General features: G+C 65.3%; 20 protein-coding genes. 8 read left to right on the forward strand and 12 right to left on the reverse strand.

Annotation, left to right across the window (positions count from 1 at the left end; genetic code table 11):
• Window positions 1-33 precede the first annotated feature (33 nt).
• The 11 genes from E2E30_RS15400 to E2E30_RS15450 form a co-directional block, all read right to left on the reverse strand.
• A complete protein-coding gene (locus E2E30_RS15400; protein ID WP_133191249.1) occupies window positions 34-546 on the reverse strand; it encodes an MmcB family DNA repair protein in 513 nt (170 codons plus the stop codon).
• Window positions 547-596: 50 nt separating this feature from the next.
• Window positions 597-1247 (reverse strand): cell wall hydrolase, encoded by a 651-nt coding sequence (locus E2E30_RS15405; protein WP_133191251.1) that lies wholly within the window; start codon window positions 1245-1247, stop codon window positions 597-599.
• Window positions 1248-1399: 152 nt separating this feature from the next.
• The gene (locus E2E30_RS15410) at window positions 1400-1741 is read right to left on the reverse strand and encodes a DUF1491 family protein (protein ID WP_133191253.1); all 342 of its coding nucleotides are present in this window, start codon (window positions 1739-1741) and stop codon (window positions 1400-1402) included.
• On the reverse strand, window positions 1738-2208 hold the full coding sequence (locus E2E30_RS15415) for a PaaI family thioesterase (protein ID WP_133191255.1): 471 nt from the start codon (window positions 2206-2208) through the stop codon (window positions 1738-1740). Before E2E30_RS15415 ends, E2E30_RS15410 begins: the two co-directional genes overlap by 4 nt.
• Window positions 2198-2665, reverse strand: a complete 468-nt coding sequence (locus E2E30_RS15420; RefSeq protein ID WP_133191257.1) for a PTS sugar transporter subunit IIA — start codon at window positions 2663-2665, stop codon at window positions 2198-2200. Before E2E30_RS15420 ends, E2E30_RS15415 begins: the two co-directional genes overlap by 11 nt.
• A gap of 115 nt (window positions 2666-2780) precedes the next feature.
• Window positions 2781-3368, reverse strand: a complete 588-nt coding sequence (gene hpf, locus E2E30_RS15425) for a ribosome hibernation-promoting factor, HPF/YfiA family (protein WP_133191259.1) — start codon at window positions 3366-3368, stop codon at window positions 2781-2783.
• Window positions 3369-3452: 84 nt separating this feature from the next.
• Entirely contained in the window at window positions 3453-4145 is a 693-nt protein-coding gene (gene dnaQ, locus E2E30_RS15430) for a DNA polymerase III subunit epsilon (RefSeq protein WP_133191261.1), read from the reverse strand.
• 4 nt (window positions 4146-4149) lie between these two features.
• Complete coding sequence (gene coaE, locus E2E30_RS15435) at window positions 4150-4764, reverse strand: dephospho-CoA kinase (RefSeq protein ID WP_133191263.1); 615 nt, start codon at window positions 4762-4764, stop codon at window positions 4150-4152.
• Complete coding sequence (locus E2E30_RS15440) at window positions 4761-5573, reverse strand: shikimate dehydrogenase family protein (protein WP_133191265.1); 813 nt, start codon at window positions 5571-5573, stop codon at window positions 4761-4763. The genes coaE and E2E30_RS15440 overlap by 4 nt, the downstream gene beginning before the upstream one ends.
• Entirely contained in the window at window positions 5570-6166 is a 597-nt protein-coding gene (locus E2E30_RS15445) for a Maf family protein (protein WP_133191267.1), read from the reverse strand. The genes E2E30_RS15440 and E2E30_RS15445 overlap by 4 nt, the downstream gene beginning before the upstream one ends.
• Complete coding sequence (locus E2E30_RS15450) at window positions 6163-6987, reverse strand: pyruvate, water dikinase regulatory protein (protein WP_426264512.1); 825 nt, start codon at window positions 6985-6987, stop codon at window positions 6163-6165. Before E2E30_RS15450 ends, E2E30_RS15445 begins: the two co-directional genes overlap by 4 nt.
• A gap of 318 nt (window positions 6988-7305) precedes the next feature.
• Here E2E30_RS15450 and hemE point away from each other — a divergent pair, with 318 nt between their 5' ends.
• From hemE to rho, 3 genes are all read left to right on the forward strand, one after another.
• Window positions 7306-8337 (forward strand): uroporphyrinogen decarboxylase, encoded by a 1032-nt coding sequence (gene hemE / locus E2E30_RS15455; RefSeq protein ID WP_133191271.1) that lies wholly within the window; start codon window positions 7306-7308, stop codon window positions 8335-8337.
• Complete coding sequence (locus E2E30_RS15460) at window positions 8334-8789, forward strand: CopD family protein (RefSeq protein ID WP_189676513.1); 456 nt, start codon at window positions 8334-8336, stop codon at window positions 8787-8789. The genes hemE and E2E30_RS15460 overlap by 4 nt, the downstream gene beginning before the upstream one ends.
• A gap of 244 nt (window positions 8790-9033) precedes the next feature.
• The gene (rho, locus tag E2E30_RS15465) at window positions 9034-10290 is read left to right on the forward strand and encodes a transcription termination factor Rho (RefSeq protein ID WP_133191273.1); all 1257 of its coding nucleotides are present in this window, start codon (window positions 9034-9036) and stop codon (window positions 10288-10290) included.
• Between the two features lie 117 nt (window positions 10291-10407).
• On the opposite strand, the gene E2E30_RS15470 is transcribed toward rho, so the two are convergent.
• On the reverse strand, window positions 10408-10887 hold the full coding sequence (locus E2E30_RS15470; protein ID WP_133191275.1) for a methylated-DNA--[protein]-cysteine S-methyltransferase: 480 nt from the start codon (window positions 10885-10887) through the stop codon (window positions 10408-10410).
• Between the two features lie 49 nt (window positions 10888-10936).
• On the opposite strand from E2E30_RS15470, the gene E2E30_RS15475 reads away from it, so the two are divergent.
• The 5 genes from E2E30_RS15475 to E2E30_RS15495 all read left to right on the forward strand — a co-directional run bounded on the left by E2E30_RS15475 (window position 10937) and on the right by E2E30_RS15495 (window position 15759).
• Window positions 10937-11161 (forward strand): DUF6489 family protein, encoded by a 225-nt coding sequence (locus E2E30_RS15475; RefSeq protein WP_133191277.1) that lies wholly within the window; start codon window positions 10937-10939, stop codon window positions 11159-11161.
• 3 nt (window positions 11162-11164) lie between these two features.
• Complete coding sequence (gene mnmE, locus E2E30_RS15480; RefSeq protein WP_133191279.1) at window positions 11165-12451, forward strand: tRNA uridine-5-carboxymethylaminomethyl(34) synthesis GTPase MnmE; 1287 nt, start codon at window positions 11165-11167, stop codon at window positions 12449-12451.
• A 61-nt stretch (window positions 12452-12512) separates the two neighbouring features.
• A complete protein-coding gene (gene mnmG / locus E2E30_RS15485) occupies window positions 12513-14357 on the forward strand; it encodes a tRNA uridine-5-carboxymethylaminomethyl(34) synthesis enzyme MnmG (RefSeq protein ID WP_133191281.1) in 1845 nt (614 codons plus the stop codon).
• Window positions 14354-14968: a 16S rRNA (guanine(527)-N(7))-methyltransferase RsmG gene (locus E2E30_RS15490; RefSeq protein WP_133191283.1), complete on the forward strand. Its 615-nt coding sequence runs from the start codon at window positions 14354-14356 to the stop codon at window positions 14966-14968. The genes mnmG and E2E30_RS15490 overlap by 4 nt, the downstream gene beginning before the upstream one ends.
• Entirely contained in the window at window positions 14965-15759 is a 795-nt protein-coding gene (locus E2E30_RS15495; RefSeq protein WP_133191285.1) for a ParA family protein, read from the forward strand. Before E2E30_RS15490 ends, E2E30_RS15495 begins: the two co-directional genes overlap by 4 nt.
• Window positions 15760-15806 lie beyond the last annotated feature (47 nt).

A 15806-nucleotide genomic window follows, 5' to 3' on the forward strand; every position in this document is an offset into this window, starting at 1 on the left:
ATTGCTCCACGTGGAACACTCGGAGGGCGTCGCCTAGAGCATGACCTGTGCTTCGGGATCGGTAAGCGCGATCAAGCGCCGCCCTGCCCGACGCCCAAACGCGAGCGTCGCGCGCTTACGCGTCGCTGCCGACAACGGCTCGGTATGCGCATCGCGGACCACCGCGGCATCGTAGCGATCGGCGACGATGATCCCTGTGCGCTCGGGGAGGAAAGCCGCGCCATCGAGTGGCGATGCGTCGAACCCCGCAGGGACCGCCCAATAATAGCGATCGCAGCATCCGAGATAGTCGGTCCATTTGCCGTCGCCGAGCAGATCGGCGCGCGACACCTTGATTTCGACGATGACGATCTGGCCGCGCGCATCGATCGCCATCAGATCGGCGCGACGATTGCCATCGAGCGGCACCTCGCTCAGTGCGACCAGGTCGTGGCGAAGCAGCATCCGGGTCGTGCCACGCGCGACATCGGCTGCGCAGAGCGACGAGCCGGGAAATTCGGCGCAGGCGCCACTGGGAAATGCGGAAGGATCGGGCGTGCGGAGCATCACCCGACCCTAGAACATTTCACGAACGCGTCCAAGAGGACGCGCGCGTCTCAGCGGTAGAAAAGATGGTTGCCGATCGCAGCGACCTGAACGCGGTGCCAGCCCGGCGCAGCGCGGCGCGCGTGAAAGTACATCGCGTCCGACGCGGGGCTGTCCCACGCATCGGCGAGTGCGACACGCGCGACGGCGACGGCGGTGCGATACTGCTTGTTGGGTGCGATGTCGGGGACATGGCCACCGCGAACGAAAGAGAACTGACCCTTCTGGGTCACGACCGAACACACGCCCTTGGGGAAGCGGCCCGACTTCGAACGGTTGAGGATCACTTCGGCGACCGCGAGCTGGCCGCTCAGCGGTTCGCCCTTGGCCTCGAAATAGATCGCGCCGGCCATGCACTGAAGTTCGTCGTTCATCGCTTCGGGGCCAGGCTGCGCAGCGACGGCGGCATCGAGCGTACCGTAAGCGACGGTATCGCCATCCTGCTCTGCGTCGGACTCTTGCGAAGGAGCGGTTACGGGATCAGCCGACTGGGTCGTGGCGATCGCCGGGATCATCTGGGGCGTCTGCGGAACCGAAAGCGCGGACGGCACGTTGATAGCACGATTGATTTCCTGAGCGAACCCAGGCGTTCCGAAGCCGATGAGAGCAGCGACGGTAAAGGTCAGCGTCACGATGGATGCGACGCGGTTCGAAAACGACATGAAGACGACTAAAATGCGGTTGGTGCACGGATAGGGTCGACATACGTCGCCCTTCCGGACAGCCCCCCGACTGCGTAATCATTCCGGATCGCACCCGGCACGACACAACGCCCTGACTAGAGCTTTGCCTATCCCTGCGCGGGGCCGCCCGGTCAATCGTCGAGGATCGTTTCTGCGGCGAATCGTTCTGCCGACGGGATATCCAGTTCGATAACCCACAGGTCGGGATCCCGCTCGCGTCGGCGTCGCCAATAGGTATCGCACGTCATCGGATCGCTCGCGCCGCTTGGCCCTAGGGCAATGAGCGCCCGTTTGCCGAGCGAGTCCCGTCCGCGCTCGACCAGCCGTGAGCGCCCCGGACCATCGTTCAAAATCATCAGGATCGCGCCGGAATCTGCGTCACCCTTGGCCCGCACCATCCCCATCCCTCCAGCATCGTTGACGCGTTTGAGCAGGGCCGACACCAGAATTCCGCTCGCCAGCGTGTCGCTCATGCAAGGCGGTACCCGGGCAATCCGGCAAGCGCGATCTGCGAGCGCATGAAGGTGCCGGTGCCACGCGCAGCTTCATCGCCGCTCGCATCGATCAAGCGCGCCTCGGCGACGAACACGCGCCGATGCCCCGATACCCAACGGCCCTCTGCAATCACCGGCCCCGCGCGCAGCGGTTTGGTGAGCAGCAGATTGTAGGCGGTGGTGAGCAGGAAGCGATCGGTCACGAGGCTGTTCGCCGCGTAGAACGCAGCGTCGTCGAGCATCTTGAAATAGCTCGTGCCGTGCGCGGCGCCCGCGGCGTGAAAGAAGCGCTCGTCGATCGTGAAATGGATCCGCGCGAGCCCGGCTTCGGGGATTTCAAGCGTCGACTCGAACAAGCGATTGATCGGTGCCGCGGCATAGAGCGATTCGAGCGCACGGAAATGCGCCTGTTCTCCCGCCGGGGCCGGGCCGTCGTTAAGCGGCATCGCACGTCTGATCGGCGGACAGCAACGCGACAAGCGCATCGCGCGACCCTGCCCCGCGCAATTTCGCAACGAACGCCTGATCGCGCAGCGCGCGCGACACACGCGCCAGCGCCTTGAGATGAGTCGCACCGGCATCGGGTGGCGACAGCAGCATGAAGACGATGTCGACGGGCATGTCGTCAACCGAGTCGAAATCGATCGGCTGGGCGAGCCGGGCGAAAACGCCGCAGACGCGGTCCAGCCCGGGCAACTTGCCGTGCGGCGTCGCAACGCCCCCGCCGAACCCGGTCGAACCGAGCTTCTCGCGCGTCCCGACCACTTCGGCCACTGCGCTGGCATCTACTCCGTATACGCTCGCCGCGGTCGCTGCGAGCTGCTGCAACAGCGCCTTGCGCGTGCCGGCGCTGACGCGTTCGAGCACGGCGTCGGACGCGAGAATATCGTGCAGATCGGTCATGTCAGTCCTTGGGCCCGCCCAAAGCGGAGGCTTTGAGCGAGCCCATAGCGCCGATCGGTCATCGGCGAAAGCACGAGCCTTATGCTAGGACATCGGCGCCGTGCCGCCGATGGCCTTACGCTTCGCGGTGCGGCTCGACCCAGCCGATCGTCCCGTCGCCACGGCGATAGACCATGTTGTAGGTGCCCGATACGCTGTTGCGGAACAGCAAGGCCGCGGTGTTGCGCAGGTCGAGCATCATCACGGCATCGGACACCGAGGCATCGGGCACGTCGACGCGCGTTTCTGCGACGATCAGCGGGAAGTCCTCGACTTCCTCCTCAGTGGTGCTCTCCTGGAACAGCGTATAGCCGGCATTCTCGGCATCGGCCGCTTGTGCCGCCGCTGCACTCGCCACCCCGGCATTGCGATCCTTGAGGCGGCGCATGTAGCGCCGCAACTGCTTCTCAACCTTGGCGGCGGCAGCGTCGAAGGCGAGATGCGCATCCGCGGCATCGCCATGTGCTTTGAGGATCAACCCCTGCATCACGTGCGCGACGATGTCGGCGGTGAAGCGATTGTCGTGCGGCCCCTTGCCGAAGGTGACCTGCGCCGAGATGGCGCGCGCGAAATATTTGGTGGCTATGCCCTGGAGTCGCTCGTCGACATGGGTCCTGAGCGCCTCGCCCGTTTCGACCTGATGGCCGGAAACCCGAATATCCATGAGCATTCTCCTTAGCTGGCCGATGTCGCTTTGACGATCATCGGCGGTAGACGACGCCTGTCGGGCGCCTCGACCCCCTTAAACTCAAGACAGTGCCGGATCGCTCCCCCACAACGGATTGACCACGGTTTTGAGGAACGCCGCATGCCGGGCGAGTTCGCTCTCGGCGGCTGCGAAAATCCGCGCCGGACGCACCGTCGTCGGCGCGGTCGACTGCGTCGGCGCCATGTCCTCGATCACTTCGCTGACCAGGCCGAGCCCGATCTGTCGACCGCCGGTGAGTTCGACATAGACTTGCGAGAGCAATTGCGCGTCGAGCAACGCGCCGTGGACAGTGCGATGGCTACGATCGATGCCGTAGCGGTTGCACAGCGCATCGAGGCTGTGCTTGGCGCCGGGGTGGCGCATCCGCGCCATCGCGACGGTATCGACCATCCGGTGCAGCCCAACGGTCGCGCGGCCGCAGCGCTGCAGTTCGCCGTTGAGGAAGCCGAAATCGAAGCTCGCATTGTGCGCGACAAGCGGACTGTCGCCGATGAAATCGAGCAAATCCTCGACCAGCTGCGGAAATAGCGGCTTGTCGGCGAGAAACGCGTCGCTCAGCCCGTGGACGCGCTGCGCTTCGGGCGGCATCGTGCGCTCGGGGTGAAAATAGGCGTGGAAGGTGCGCCCGGTCTCGACCTTGTTGACCATCTCGAGACAGCCGATCTCGACCATGCGGTCGCCATCGGAAAAACTGAAGCCTGTGGTCTCGGTGTCGAAAACGATCTCGCGCATAAGTCTAGGATAGTGGGGTCTCGCGCCCTTCGAGGCAAGCGATGATGGCGCTAACCGCACGGCGCGTCGCATCGATCGACCCGCCCGTCGGCACGACGAAGTCGGCACGCGCGACTTTATCCCCGTCCGGCAACTGCCTGGCGAGAATCGCGTCGAGCTTTTCGGGCGTCATTCCATTGCGGGCGAGCACCCGCGCACGTTGAATCTCGGGCGGGGCCGACACGACGACGACGCGATCGACGCGCGACTCGCCACCCGTCTCGAACAGCAAGGGGACGTCGAACAGCACGATCGGCGCGCTCGCATGCGCCGCCAGGAAGGCCGCGCGCTCCTCGCCGACCGCCGGATGGACGATCGCTTCGAGCCGCGCGAGTGCCGCCGGGTCGCCGAGCACCTTGGCGCCGAGCGCAGCGCGATCGACGCCATTCGGCCCGGTCACGCCGGGAAAGGCAGACTCGATCGCGGCGACGGTGCGGCCACCCGGCCCTTGCAGCGCGTGCACCGCGGCATCGGCGTCGAACACCGGCACGCCGGCGTCGGCGAACATCGCGGCAACGGTCGATTTGCCCATGCCGATCGACCCGGTCAGCCCGATCGTGATCGGCCGCTCGGCCGTCATGCGGTCAGCAGCGCGCGGAGCTCGTCGTCGCTCGCTTCGTCGCGCGGTGGGGCGACGCCAAAGAACAGCTCGAACGCGAGCGCGGCCTGGCCGATCAGCATATCGAGCCCGTCGACCGTTTCGAGCTCGCGGTCGCGCGCCGCCGCCAGCAGGCGCGTTTCGAGCGGTGCATAAACGACGTCATACACCACTGCATCCTCGGGCAACGGCGCCAGATCGAGCTCGAGCGGGGGTTGCCCGACCATCCCGAGTGCGCTCGCATTGACCAACAACGCCGCGGTCGGGAGCGTCGCATCGAGCGGCAGCGCCTTGCCCTTGAGCCCGAACGACGACAGCAACGCCGCGGCCTTGAGCACGTTGCGGTTGAGGATCGTCACCGGACCGACGTCGAGCCGTGCGAGCGCGAACAACACCGCGCGTGCCGCCCCCCCTGCCCCGATCACCACGACCGGCGCGCCGGCAAGATCGAGCTGGTTGATCGGCGCATAGAAGCCGGCGGCATCGGTGTTGGTCAGGATCACCTTGCCGTCTTCGCCGCGGAACACGGTATTGGCCGCGCCGATCGTCGCGCGGACGCCACCGGGATCGGGAACATGGTCGAACACCGCGATCTTGTGCGGGATCGTCACGTTGCAGCCGCGCCAGGCGGGATCGGCACTGCGCGCCTCGAAATACGCTGCCAGCCCGTCGGCAGCGACCTGACAGCGGCGATATTCGGCATCGAGCGCGAGGCGTTCGATCCAGAAGCCGTGGATCAGTGGCGATTTGGAATGCGCGATTGGATCGCCGATCACTTCGGCCAGCATCATGACGCCATCACTCCCCGAACCCGCAGATAATCGAGCACCGGCAGCAAAGGCAGGCCGAGCACGGTGAACTGGCTCCCCTCGATCCGGCTGAACAATTGCGCGCCCGGGCCCTCGATCCGATAGCAACCGACACAGCCGGCAATTTCGGGCCATTCGAGGTCGAGATAGGTCTCGATGAACGCCTCGGACAGCGGGCGCACGTGCATCCGCGCGCGATCGACGACGCGCCACACCGGACGGCCGCCTTCGGCCATCACCGCAGCGCTGACGAGTTCATGGCGTTTGCCCGACAGCCGACGCAGATGCGCACCCGCCTCGGCCCGGTCGCGTGGCTTGTCGAGCATCGACCCATCCTCGAGCGCGACGACCGAGTCGCAGCCGAGCACAAGTGCCTGCCCCTCACCCGAAGAAACCTTGATCGCCTTCAGTTCAGCGAGGGCATCGGCCATGTCGCGCGCGGCGAGCCCTTCGCCGAGCAACGCCGCCTTTGCCGAGTCCTCGTCGACACCGGCCGAGACCGCGACGAACGGGACATTTGCCGCGGTCAGCATGGCGCGCCGCGAGGCGCTTTGCGAGGCCAGCAGGAGTTTCATGCTTCACCTCGTGTTTCGCCACGGCGTTCGCCGACGAGCGCAATGATCGCCGCTGCGGTTTCCTCGATCGAGCGCCGCGTGACGTCGATCACAGGCCAGCCATTGTCGGCGAACATCCGCCGCGCATAGGCGACTTCGCGCGTCACAGCTTCCTGGTCGACATAGGCGGTGGTGGTCGTTTCATTCAGCGACAGCAACCGGTTGCGGCGTACCTGGATCAGCCGGTCGGCGCTCGTCGTGAGGCCGACGATGATCGGGTTCTTCAACGTGAAGAGATTTTCGGGCGGTGGGCTTTCGACGACGATCGGGATGTTCGCGGTCTTGAAGCCGCGATTGGCGAGATAGATCGACGTCGGCGTCTTCGAAGACCGCGACACGCCTGCGAGCAGGATGTCCGCCTCTTCCCACTCCTCGGCCAGGATCCCGTCGTCATGCGCGATCGTGAACTGAATCGCATCGACCCGCGCGAAATACGCGGCGTCGAGCACGTGCTGCCGCCCCGGGCGGGCCTTCGCCGCCTGACCAAGCAAGCCCGACAGCGCGCCCGTCACCGCGTCGAGCGGCGCGACCGCGGGGAGCCCAAGCGTACGACAGCGCGTCTCGAGCGTGCGCCGCGTCTCGCTGTTCACCAAAGTGAACAGCACCAGCCCGGGATTTTGCGAGATTTCCTGCAAAATGCGCTCGAGATGCGCTTCGGTCCGCACCATCGGCCAGAAATGCCGGATCGTCTCGACATCGTCATATTGCGCAAGCGCGGCCTTGGCGATGTTCTCGAGCGTTTCGCCGGTCGAATCCGACAAAAGATGGAGATGCAGGCGCATCAGAGACGGGTGCGGGGCGAAACTGTGGACAACATGGGGGCAAGCGCTAGCGCAACTTTGCCCGTCCGCAAAGCCGAGCGACCGCGGTGCATAACCCTCATGCTATCCACAATCGCGCAAACACCCCATGGTTCCCCCCACAGCCTGTGGATAATGGGGACGGGCACGCCGACTCAAGGCGTGCGCGTCGATTGCGCCGCGTCAATCTGTTGGCATTTTGGGGATGGCGGCATAAGCCCCGTTATCAACGTGCCAACAACCACTTCAACCTTTTAAGATTCTAGATTCTTATAGAAGTAGGGTGAGGAAAGACCGATCGTGCTGACGCAAAACAAGCCGCTGCTCGCCACGCTCAAGGGTGAGCGTGCCTCCACCCCGCCAATCTGGCTGATGCGCCAGGCGGGACGCTATCTCCCCGAATATCGCGCGCTCCGGGCCGAGAAGGGCGGGTTCCTCGCTTTGGTCAATGACAGTGAAGCGGCAGCCGAGGTAACGATCCAACCGATCCGGCGCTTCGGCTTCGACGGTGCGATCCTGTTCTCGGACATCCTGATGGTCCCCTCGGCGCTGGGACAGGGTCTGAGCTTCGGTGTCGGCGAAGGACCGGCGCTGACGCCCCCGCTCGTCGATCATGCGCTGGAAAGCCTTCAGGCGGCGCCTGAGCGGCTTGATCCGGTGTATGCGACTGTGCGCCTGGTCGCAGCGCAATTGCCGCCACATACCACCTTCCTCGGCTTTGCCGGAAGCCCGTGGACCGTCGCCACTTATATGGTCGCAGGACATGGCAGCAAGGATCAGGGCGAGACGCGGCGTTTCGCGTATGGCGACCCTGCCGCTTTTGGTCGGATCATCACCGCGATCGCCGATTGCACGATCGAATATCTGTCACGCCAGATCGAGGCCGGCGTCGAGGCGGTGCAGCTGTTCGACAGCTGGGCCGGCAGCCTCAGCCCCGCGCAGTTCGAACGCTGGGTGATCGCCCCTAATGCCGCGATCGTCGCGGCGCTGCATGCGCGCCATCCCGGCGTCCCGGTGATCGGCTTTCCCAAGGGCGCGGGCGAGAAGCTTCCTGCCTATGCGCGCGAGACCGGGGTCGATGCGCTCGGGCTCGACGAGACGATCGACCCCGAATGGGCCGCGCGGACGCTTCCGCAGGGGATGCCGGTGCAGGGCAATCTCGATCCGCTCGTCCTGATCGCCGGCGGGGCGGCGATGGAACAGGCCGCATCGCGCATCCTCACCGCGTTCGCCGATCGGCCGCACATCTTCAATCTCGGCCACGGCATCCTGCAGGATACGCCGATCCCGCATGTCGAGCAGTTGCTCGCCTATGTCAGGAGCGCGCGATGATCGGGATGCTCGGCAATGCCTATCCGTGGATGAAGGCAGCGCATCTGATCTTCGTCATCTTCTGGATGGCGGGGCTGTTCATGCTGCCGCGCTATCTGGTGTATCATCAGGAAGCCGCGATCGGCTCGCCCGAGGCGGCGCAATGGGTCGAGCGTGAAGCCAAGATCCGCAAGATCATCCTGACGCCTGCGATGGTCGTCGTCTGGGTGCTCGGCCTGACACTCGGCGCCAATCTCGGGCTGTTCTCGGGCGCGAGTGGGCTCGGCTGGCTGCATCTCAAGCTGCTGCTGGTGGTGATCCTCAGCGGGTATCACGGTTGGGCGGTCGGCTATTCGAAGAAGCTGGCGGCGGGCAAGCCGACTCTCACCGGACGGCAATTGCGGCTGATCAACGAAGTGCCGGCGGTGCTGGTGACGTTCATCGTCATCCTGGCGATCGTCCAGCCGTTCTGAGGTCCTGACAGCCCTCTGCGCGTGGGACGCGACGCGTGCGGAGGGCGGCCGATAACCGCGCTCTTCAAGACTGGCGCAAAAACCGCCAAGCCTTGACGCGCCGCGCGCCGGATCGTATCTCCGGCGCCGTGTCACGATGCGGCGGGTCCACCCGTTCGGTCGCGGCATCCTTCCTCTAGCATCGTCGCGTATCTGTCGCCGACCGAAGCTCCCCCCTCGCATCTTCATGCCCCGGACGCCCTCCATGCATCTCAAAGACCTCAAGAACAAAAAGCCGGCCGAACTGGTCGCGATGGCCGAGGAGCTCGGCATCGAGAGCGCATCGACGCTGCGCAAGCAGGATCTGATGTTCGCGATCCTCAAGGTTCAGGCCGAAGAGGGCGAGGAAATCATGGGGCTCGGCACGATCGAAGTGCTGCCCGACGGTTTCGGCTTTCTGCGCAGCCCCGAGGCAAATTATCTCGCCGGCCCTGACGACATCTACATCTCGCCCAACCAGGTCCGTAAGTTCGGCTTGCGCACCGGTGACACGGTCGAAGGCGAGATCCGCGGGCCGAAGGATGGCGAACGCTATTTTGCGCTGACCAAGCTGACCGCGGTCAATTTCGACAATCCCGACGCGGTCCGTCATCGCGTCAATTTCGACAATCTGACGCCGCTGTATCCGGATGAGAAGCTCACGCTCGATCCCGCCGACCCGACCGTCAAGGACAAGTCGGCGCGCGTCATCGACATCATCAGCCCGCAGGGTAAGGGCCAGCGCACGCTGATCGTCGCGCCGCCGCGCGTCGGCAAGACGGTGATGCTGCAGAACATCGCCAAGGCGATCACCGACAACCACCCCGAGGTGTTCCTGATCGTCCTTCTGATCGACGAGCGCCCCGAGGAAGTCACCGACATGCAGCGCTCGGTAAAGGGCGAGGTCGTTTCGTCGACCTTCGACGAGCCCGCGACGCGCCATGTGCAAGTCGCTGAAATGGTGATCGAAAAGGCCAAGCGTCTGGTCGAGCACAAGAAGGACGTCGTCATCCTGCTCGATTCGATCACGCGTCTCGGCCGTGCCTACAACACCGTCGTGCCGTCGTCGGGCAAGGTGCTGACAGGCGGTGTCGATGCGAATGCGCTGCAGCGGCCGAAGCGTTTCTTCGGCGCCGCGCGCAACATCGAGGAGGGCGGTTCGCTCTCGATCATCGCGACCGCGCTCATCGACACCGGCAGCCGCATGGACGAAGTGATCTTCGAGGAATTCAAGGGCACGGGTAACTCCGAAATCGTGCTCGACCGCAAGGTTGCCGACAAGCGGATCTTCCCGGCGCTCGACGTCGGCAAGTCAGGCACGCGCAAGGAAGAGTTGCTGGTCGATCAAAGCAAGCTGTCGAAGATGTGGGTGCTGCGCCGCATCCTCATGCAGATGGGCACGATCGACTCGATGGAGTTCCTGCTCGACAAGATGAAGAATTCGAAGACCAACGAAGATTTCTTCGACAGCATGAATCAATAGCCGAGTGCGGCCGGCGGCATGCTGCCGCCGGACTCGCACCGGCTCGGCCGGCGGGCGCAATTCCGCGCCCGACCGACGGCATGGGCTTTGCCCATGCCCGCCCCGCGAACCAAATCCCTAGAGCAGCAGATCCCGCCGACCGCGCCGCTCGAACGCGAGCAGCCATTGCTTGGTGATCGGCCCTTCCCCCGCCGAATACGCACCGAGCGATCCCGAGGCATTGAGCACGCGGTGGCACGGCACCACGATCGGGAACGGATTGCGCGCGCAGGCCTGCCCGATCGCCCGCGCACTCGATCCAGCACGCTTGGCGAGTGCTCCGTAGCTCAGCGTATCGCCATACGGGATCGCGACCATTGCGGTCCGCAGCGCCTCCCCGCGTCCGGACGCTGCCGCGGACAAAGCCAGTTCGAAGGTCGTCAGCGCTCCCGCAAACCATGCGGTCAGTTGCTCGGCGGCGACACGAACGGGCGCGGCTGTCCCCGCGACGATCTCGCCCTCCCCGCCGAGCGTGATCGCATGGAGTTCGTGGTCATCGCCGCTGATCGTGATCACGCCGACGGGCGTTGCGATCCGGGCCATATCGCGCGCATACATGAGCAGACTATGCCGCCGGGCTCGTGCCGGCTCAAGCGGAGACGCCGTAATGAAGATCAACGTCGAGATCGATTGTACTCCCCAGGAAGCGCGTGCGTTCATGGGGCTCCCGGATCTCACGCCGATCCACGATAAGTATCTGTCGATGATGACCGATTCGATGGATGGCGTCGTTTCGCCCGACCTGATCGAGAACATGATGCGAAGCTGGGCGCCGGTCAGCGATGCGAGCATGGGACTGTGGCGGACGATGTTCGATCGCGCAGCGAAATAAGCCGTGGCGGACGACACGATCTTTGCCTGCTCGAGCGGCCCGCCGCCGGCGGCGATCGCGATCATGCGGATCAGCGGGCCGTCGGCGATGGCAGTTGCGGCGGCGCTCGCCGGGACCTTGCCGTCGCCGCGCGTGGCGGGCGTGCGCGCCTTGCGCGATCCTGCCGACCGGCGATTGCTCGATCGTGCGCTGGTCCTGACCTTTCCGGCTCCGCGTACCGCGACGGGTGAGGATCTGGTCGAACTCCATCTTCACGGCGGGCGTGCGGTGGTGGCGGCGGTTGGCGATGTCCTGGCTGCGCAACCGGGTCTGCGCGCCGCCGAGCCGGGGGAATTCACGCGCCGTGCGTTGACCAACGGCGTGCTCGATCTGACCGAAGCCGAAGGCCTCGGCGATCTGCTGAGCGCCGAGACCGAGACGCAGCGTCGTGCAGCGCTTCGGATTGCGGACGGCGGATTGCGCACCGTTATCGAAGACTGGTCGGACCGACTGGTGACCGTGGCTGCGAGCATCGAAGCGCAGCTCGATTTCTCCGACGAAGACGATGTGCCCGACCAAGCGGTCGAGGCTATCACGACCAACATCGCAGGCATCGCCGATGCGATGGCTGCGCTGCTCGCAACGCCGCCGGTCGAGCGTCTGCACGACGGTGTCCGCGTCGTGATAGCCGGGCCCCCCAATAGTGGGAAATCGACGCTCCTCAATGTGCTCGCGGCGCGCGACGTGGCGATCGTCTCGCCATTGTCGGGAACTACGCGCGACCGGATCGAGGCCGCGGTCACGCGTGGGGGGATCGCCTATCTGCTCACCGATACAGCCGGTCTGACGGATACGCCCAACGACATCGTCGAAGAGATCGGCATTGCGCGTGCCGAGGCGGCGATGGGCTCGGCGGATATCGTGCTGTGGCTGGGCGACACCCCGCCCACCGATCCGAGCCATATCGCGATACACGCGCGTGCCGACCTGTCGTCGCGCTCGTCCCCTCCCCCTTTCGCTGAGCTCGTTGTTTCGGCCGAGACCGGGGCTGGCATAGCCGACCTGTGGGCGCGACTCGCTGCGGAGGCGAAAGCGCTGCTCCCCGTCGCCGATGCGATTGCGACAAATGATCGGCAGCGGTCGTTGCTGCGCGAAAGCGAGCAGCATCTCCGCCGGGCGGGCCAAGGCGATTTGTTGATCGTCGCAGAGGAGGTGCGCTGCGCGATGCGGTCGCTCAACGCGATCACGGGGCGTACCGGGACCGAGGACGTGCTCGACGCGATCTTCTCGCGCTTCTGCATCGGCAAATGACGTTCCACGTGGAACACGCTCGGCTTTGACAGATCGCGGCGAGCCATTTAGCGCGAGGCCCATGAACGATTTCGACGTCATCGTAGTGGGTGGCGGGCACGCCGGCACCGAGGCCGCCGCCGCGGCGGCGCGCCGTGGCGCACGCACCGCTTTGATCACCTTCGATCCTGCGAAAGTGGGCGCGATGTCGTGCAACCCCGCGATCGGGGGTCTCGGCAAGGGGCATCTTGTCCGCGAGGTCGATGCGTTCGACGGCTTGATGGCGCGCGCGACCGATGCGGCGGGTATCCACTACCGCATGCTCAACCGCAGCAAGGGCGCAGCCGTTCAGGGCCCACGCGTGCAGGCGGACCGACGCCGTTACGCGGCAGCGATCAACGCGATGCTAGCACAGCAAGTAGGGTTGGAGATTATCGGTGGGGAAGTCGCCGGTCTCCTGCTGAGCGAGAGCGGGAGCGTCGCAGGTGTTCGCTTGGCCAATGGTACGGTGCTTCATACCCGCGCGGTCGTGCTCGCTACTGGCACCTTTCTCGGCGGCCGGATGTTCTGTGGTGAGGAACGGTCCGAAGGCGGGCGTGTCGGGGAAGCAGGCGCGTCCTTGCTCGCGCAGCAGCTCCGCGCTGCCAAGCTGCCGATGGCGCGCCTCAAGACCGGGACACCGCCGCGGCTCGATGGCCGCACGATCGACTGGGCGCGGCTGGCGCGGCAGGAAAGCGACGCCGAGCCGTGGACGATGTCACCCGTTTCGACGCATCGCCCCCTGCCCCAGCTCCACTGCGCGATCACGAGGACGACGCCGCAGACACACGACATCATTCGCTCCGGGCTCGACCGATCGCCGCTGTTCGGCGGCGCAATCGCCGGCGCAGGCCCGCGCTATTGCCCGTCGATCGAGGACAAGATCCACCGCTTTGGCGACCGCGACGGCCATCAGATCTTCCTCGAACCCGAGGGCCTCGACGATCCGACGATCTATCCCAACGGCATTTCGACGTCGCTGCCCGTCGACATCCAGGCGGCGATGCTTCGCTCAATCCCCGGGCTCGAGGCCACGACGATGCTCACGCCGGGATACGCTGTCGAATATGACCATATCGACCCGCGCGCGCTGGCTGCCACGCTGGAGGTCCGCGCGCTCGAAGGTTTGTATTGCTGCGGGCAAATCAATGGCACGACTGGATATGAAGAAGCCGCCGGCCAGGGCTTGATGGCGGGGCTCAATGCAGCGGCGCGCGCGCTCGAGCGGCCCGAGATCGTGCTCGACCGAGCATCGTCGTATCTCGGTGTGATGATCGACGACCTGGTGCTGCAAGGCATTACCGAACCCTATCGCATGCTTACCGCTCGCGCCGAATATCGACTGCGATTGCGCGCCGACAATGCCGAGACACGCTTGAGCCCGATAGCGGCTGAGCTCGGGTGCTTGTCGCCCGCGCGGATCGAGCGGCTCGCGGAGCGGATCGAGCGCCGTGGCGAAATCGAACAGGTGCTCGACCAGACGGTGCCAAGCGAAACGCTCACGACGCGCGGTGCGGTGATCGGCAGCGATCCCGAACGCCGATCGGGCGCCGCATGGCTGCGCGTGGCGGGCGTGACGCTCGAGATGGTGGCCCCAGACCTCCTCGAACGGATGGATGCCGATCTGCTCGCCGAAGCGACCGAGGACGCGCGCTACGCCCCCTATCTTGCGCGGCAGGAGAACGAGGTAGCGGCGATGCGGTCGCATGACACGATCGCCGTTCCCGATGGCTTGCACTTCGCGACCGTCCCTGGGCTATCGAGCGAGATGATCGAACGGCTCGAGACCGCACGCCCCACTACGCTCGCAGCGGCGGGTCGTATTCGTGGCATCACTCCGGCGGCGCTGACGGCGATCCTCCTGCAGATCCGAAAGAAGGCAGCGTGACCGAGGACGAAGCGCGGGACTGGGTCTCGCAGCACTTTGGCGACGACGGGCTCGCAGCGATGCGACAGCTCGTCGAGATCGTCACCGCGGAGAGCGCACAGCAGAATCTGGTTGCACCTTCGACGCTGAGCGCGATGTGGACGCGGCACGTTGTCGATTCGGCGCAGCTGCTGATGCTCGCCTCCAAGGACGCCGGGGTATGGCTCGACATCGGGAGCGGTGCCGGTTTCCCAGGACTGGTGATCGCAGCGCTCACCGATCGGCCCGTCTGTCTGGTCGAGCCGCGTCGGCGGCGCGCAGACTTCCTGGTGCAAGCGGCGGAGGCGATGGGGGTCGGCGAACGCGTCACGGTCAAGTGCGCCCGGATCGAGGATGTCCTTGTCGATGCAAGGATTATCTCGGCACGCGCCGTCGCATCGTTGGACAGTCTTTTCGCGTGGGGCGCGAAGTGCGCATCTTCCGCAACGTGCTGGATTCTGCCAAAAGGGCGGACGGCGCTGGCAGATGTCGCCGCCGCGCAGCTAGCATGGGACGGGGTGTTTCACGTGGAACACAGTATCACCGATCCCGACTCGCTGATCGTTCTTGCATCAGGGGTGACACGCCGATGAACGTCATTGCCGTCGCGAACCAGAAGGGCGGTGTCGGAAAGACGACAACCGCGATCAACCTCGGCACCGCGCTTGCTGCAACCGGGCTGCGGGTCTTGCTGCTCGATCTCGATCCGCAAGGCAATTGCTCGACGGGGCTTGGGATCGCGCGCGCCGATCGGCATCACTCGACCTACGACATCCTGCTCGGCGAGACATCGATCGACGTCGCCGCGATGCCGACGTGCGTCCCCAAGCTCGACATCGTCCCGGCGACGGTCGACCTGTCGGGTGCCGAAATCGAGCTGGTCGAGTATGAGGAGCGTACGCATCGCCTGTCGCGCGCCCTCGCCCGCTCGGATCATCGCTGGGACGTCGTGCTGATCGATTGTCCGCCGTCGCTCGGTCTGCTGACGCTCAATGCGATGGTCGCGTCGAATTCGCTGCTCGTTCCGCTGCAGTGCGAATTCTTCGCGCTCGAAGGCCTCAGCCAACTGTTAAGCACCGTCGAACGTATCCGCGAGCGCTTCAACCCCGCGCTGTCGATCATGGGTGTCGCACTCACGATGCACGACCGCCGCAACCGTCTGACCGATCAAGTCTCGAACGACGTTCGCGCGGTGCTGGGTCGCGTGGTGTTCGACACGGTGATTCCGCGCAACGTGCGTTTGTCCGAGGCGCCGAGCCACGGCTTGCCGGCATTGATCTACGATTATCGCTGCCCCGGCTCGGAAGCCTATATCGCGCTCGCGCGTGAGCTGATCGCGCGCCTGCCCGCCTTCGATACCCCGCAACCTGCAAGGGCCGCATGACCGACTCGACGCCTCCGATTGCACGCCCGAAGCCCCGTTCGGGTCTG

Source organism: Sphingomonas sp. AAP5, from assembly GCF_004354345.1.
Classification (GTDB): Bacteria; Pseudomonadota; Alphaproteobacteria; order Sphingomonadales; family Sphingomonadaceae; genus Sphingomonas; species Sphingomonas glacialis.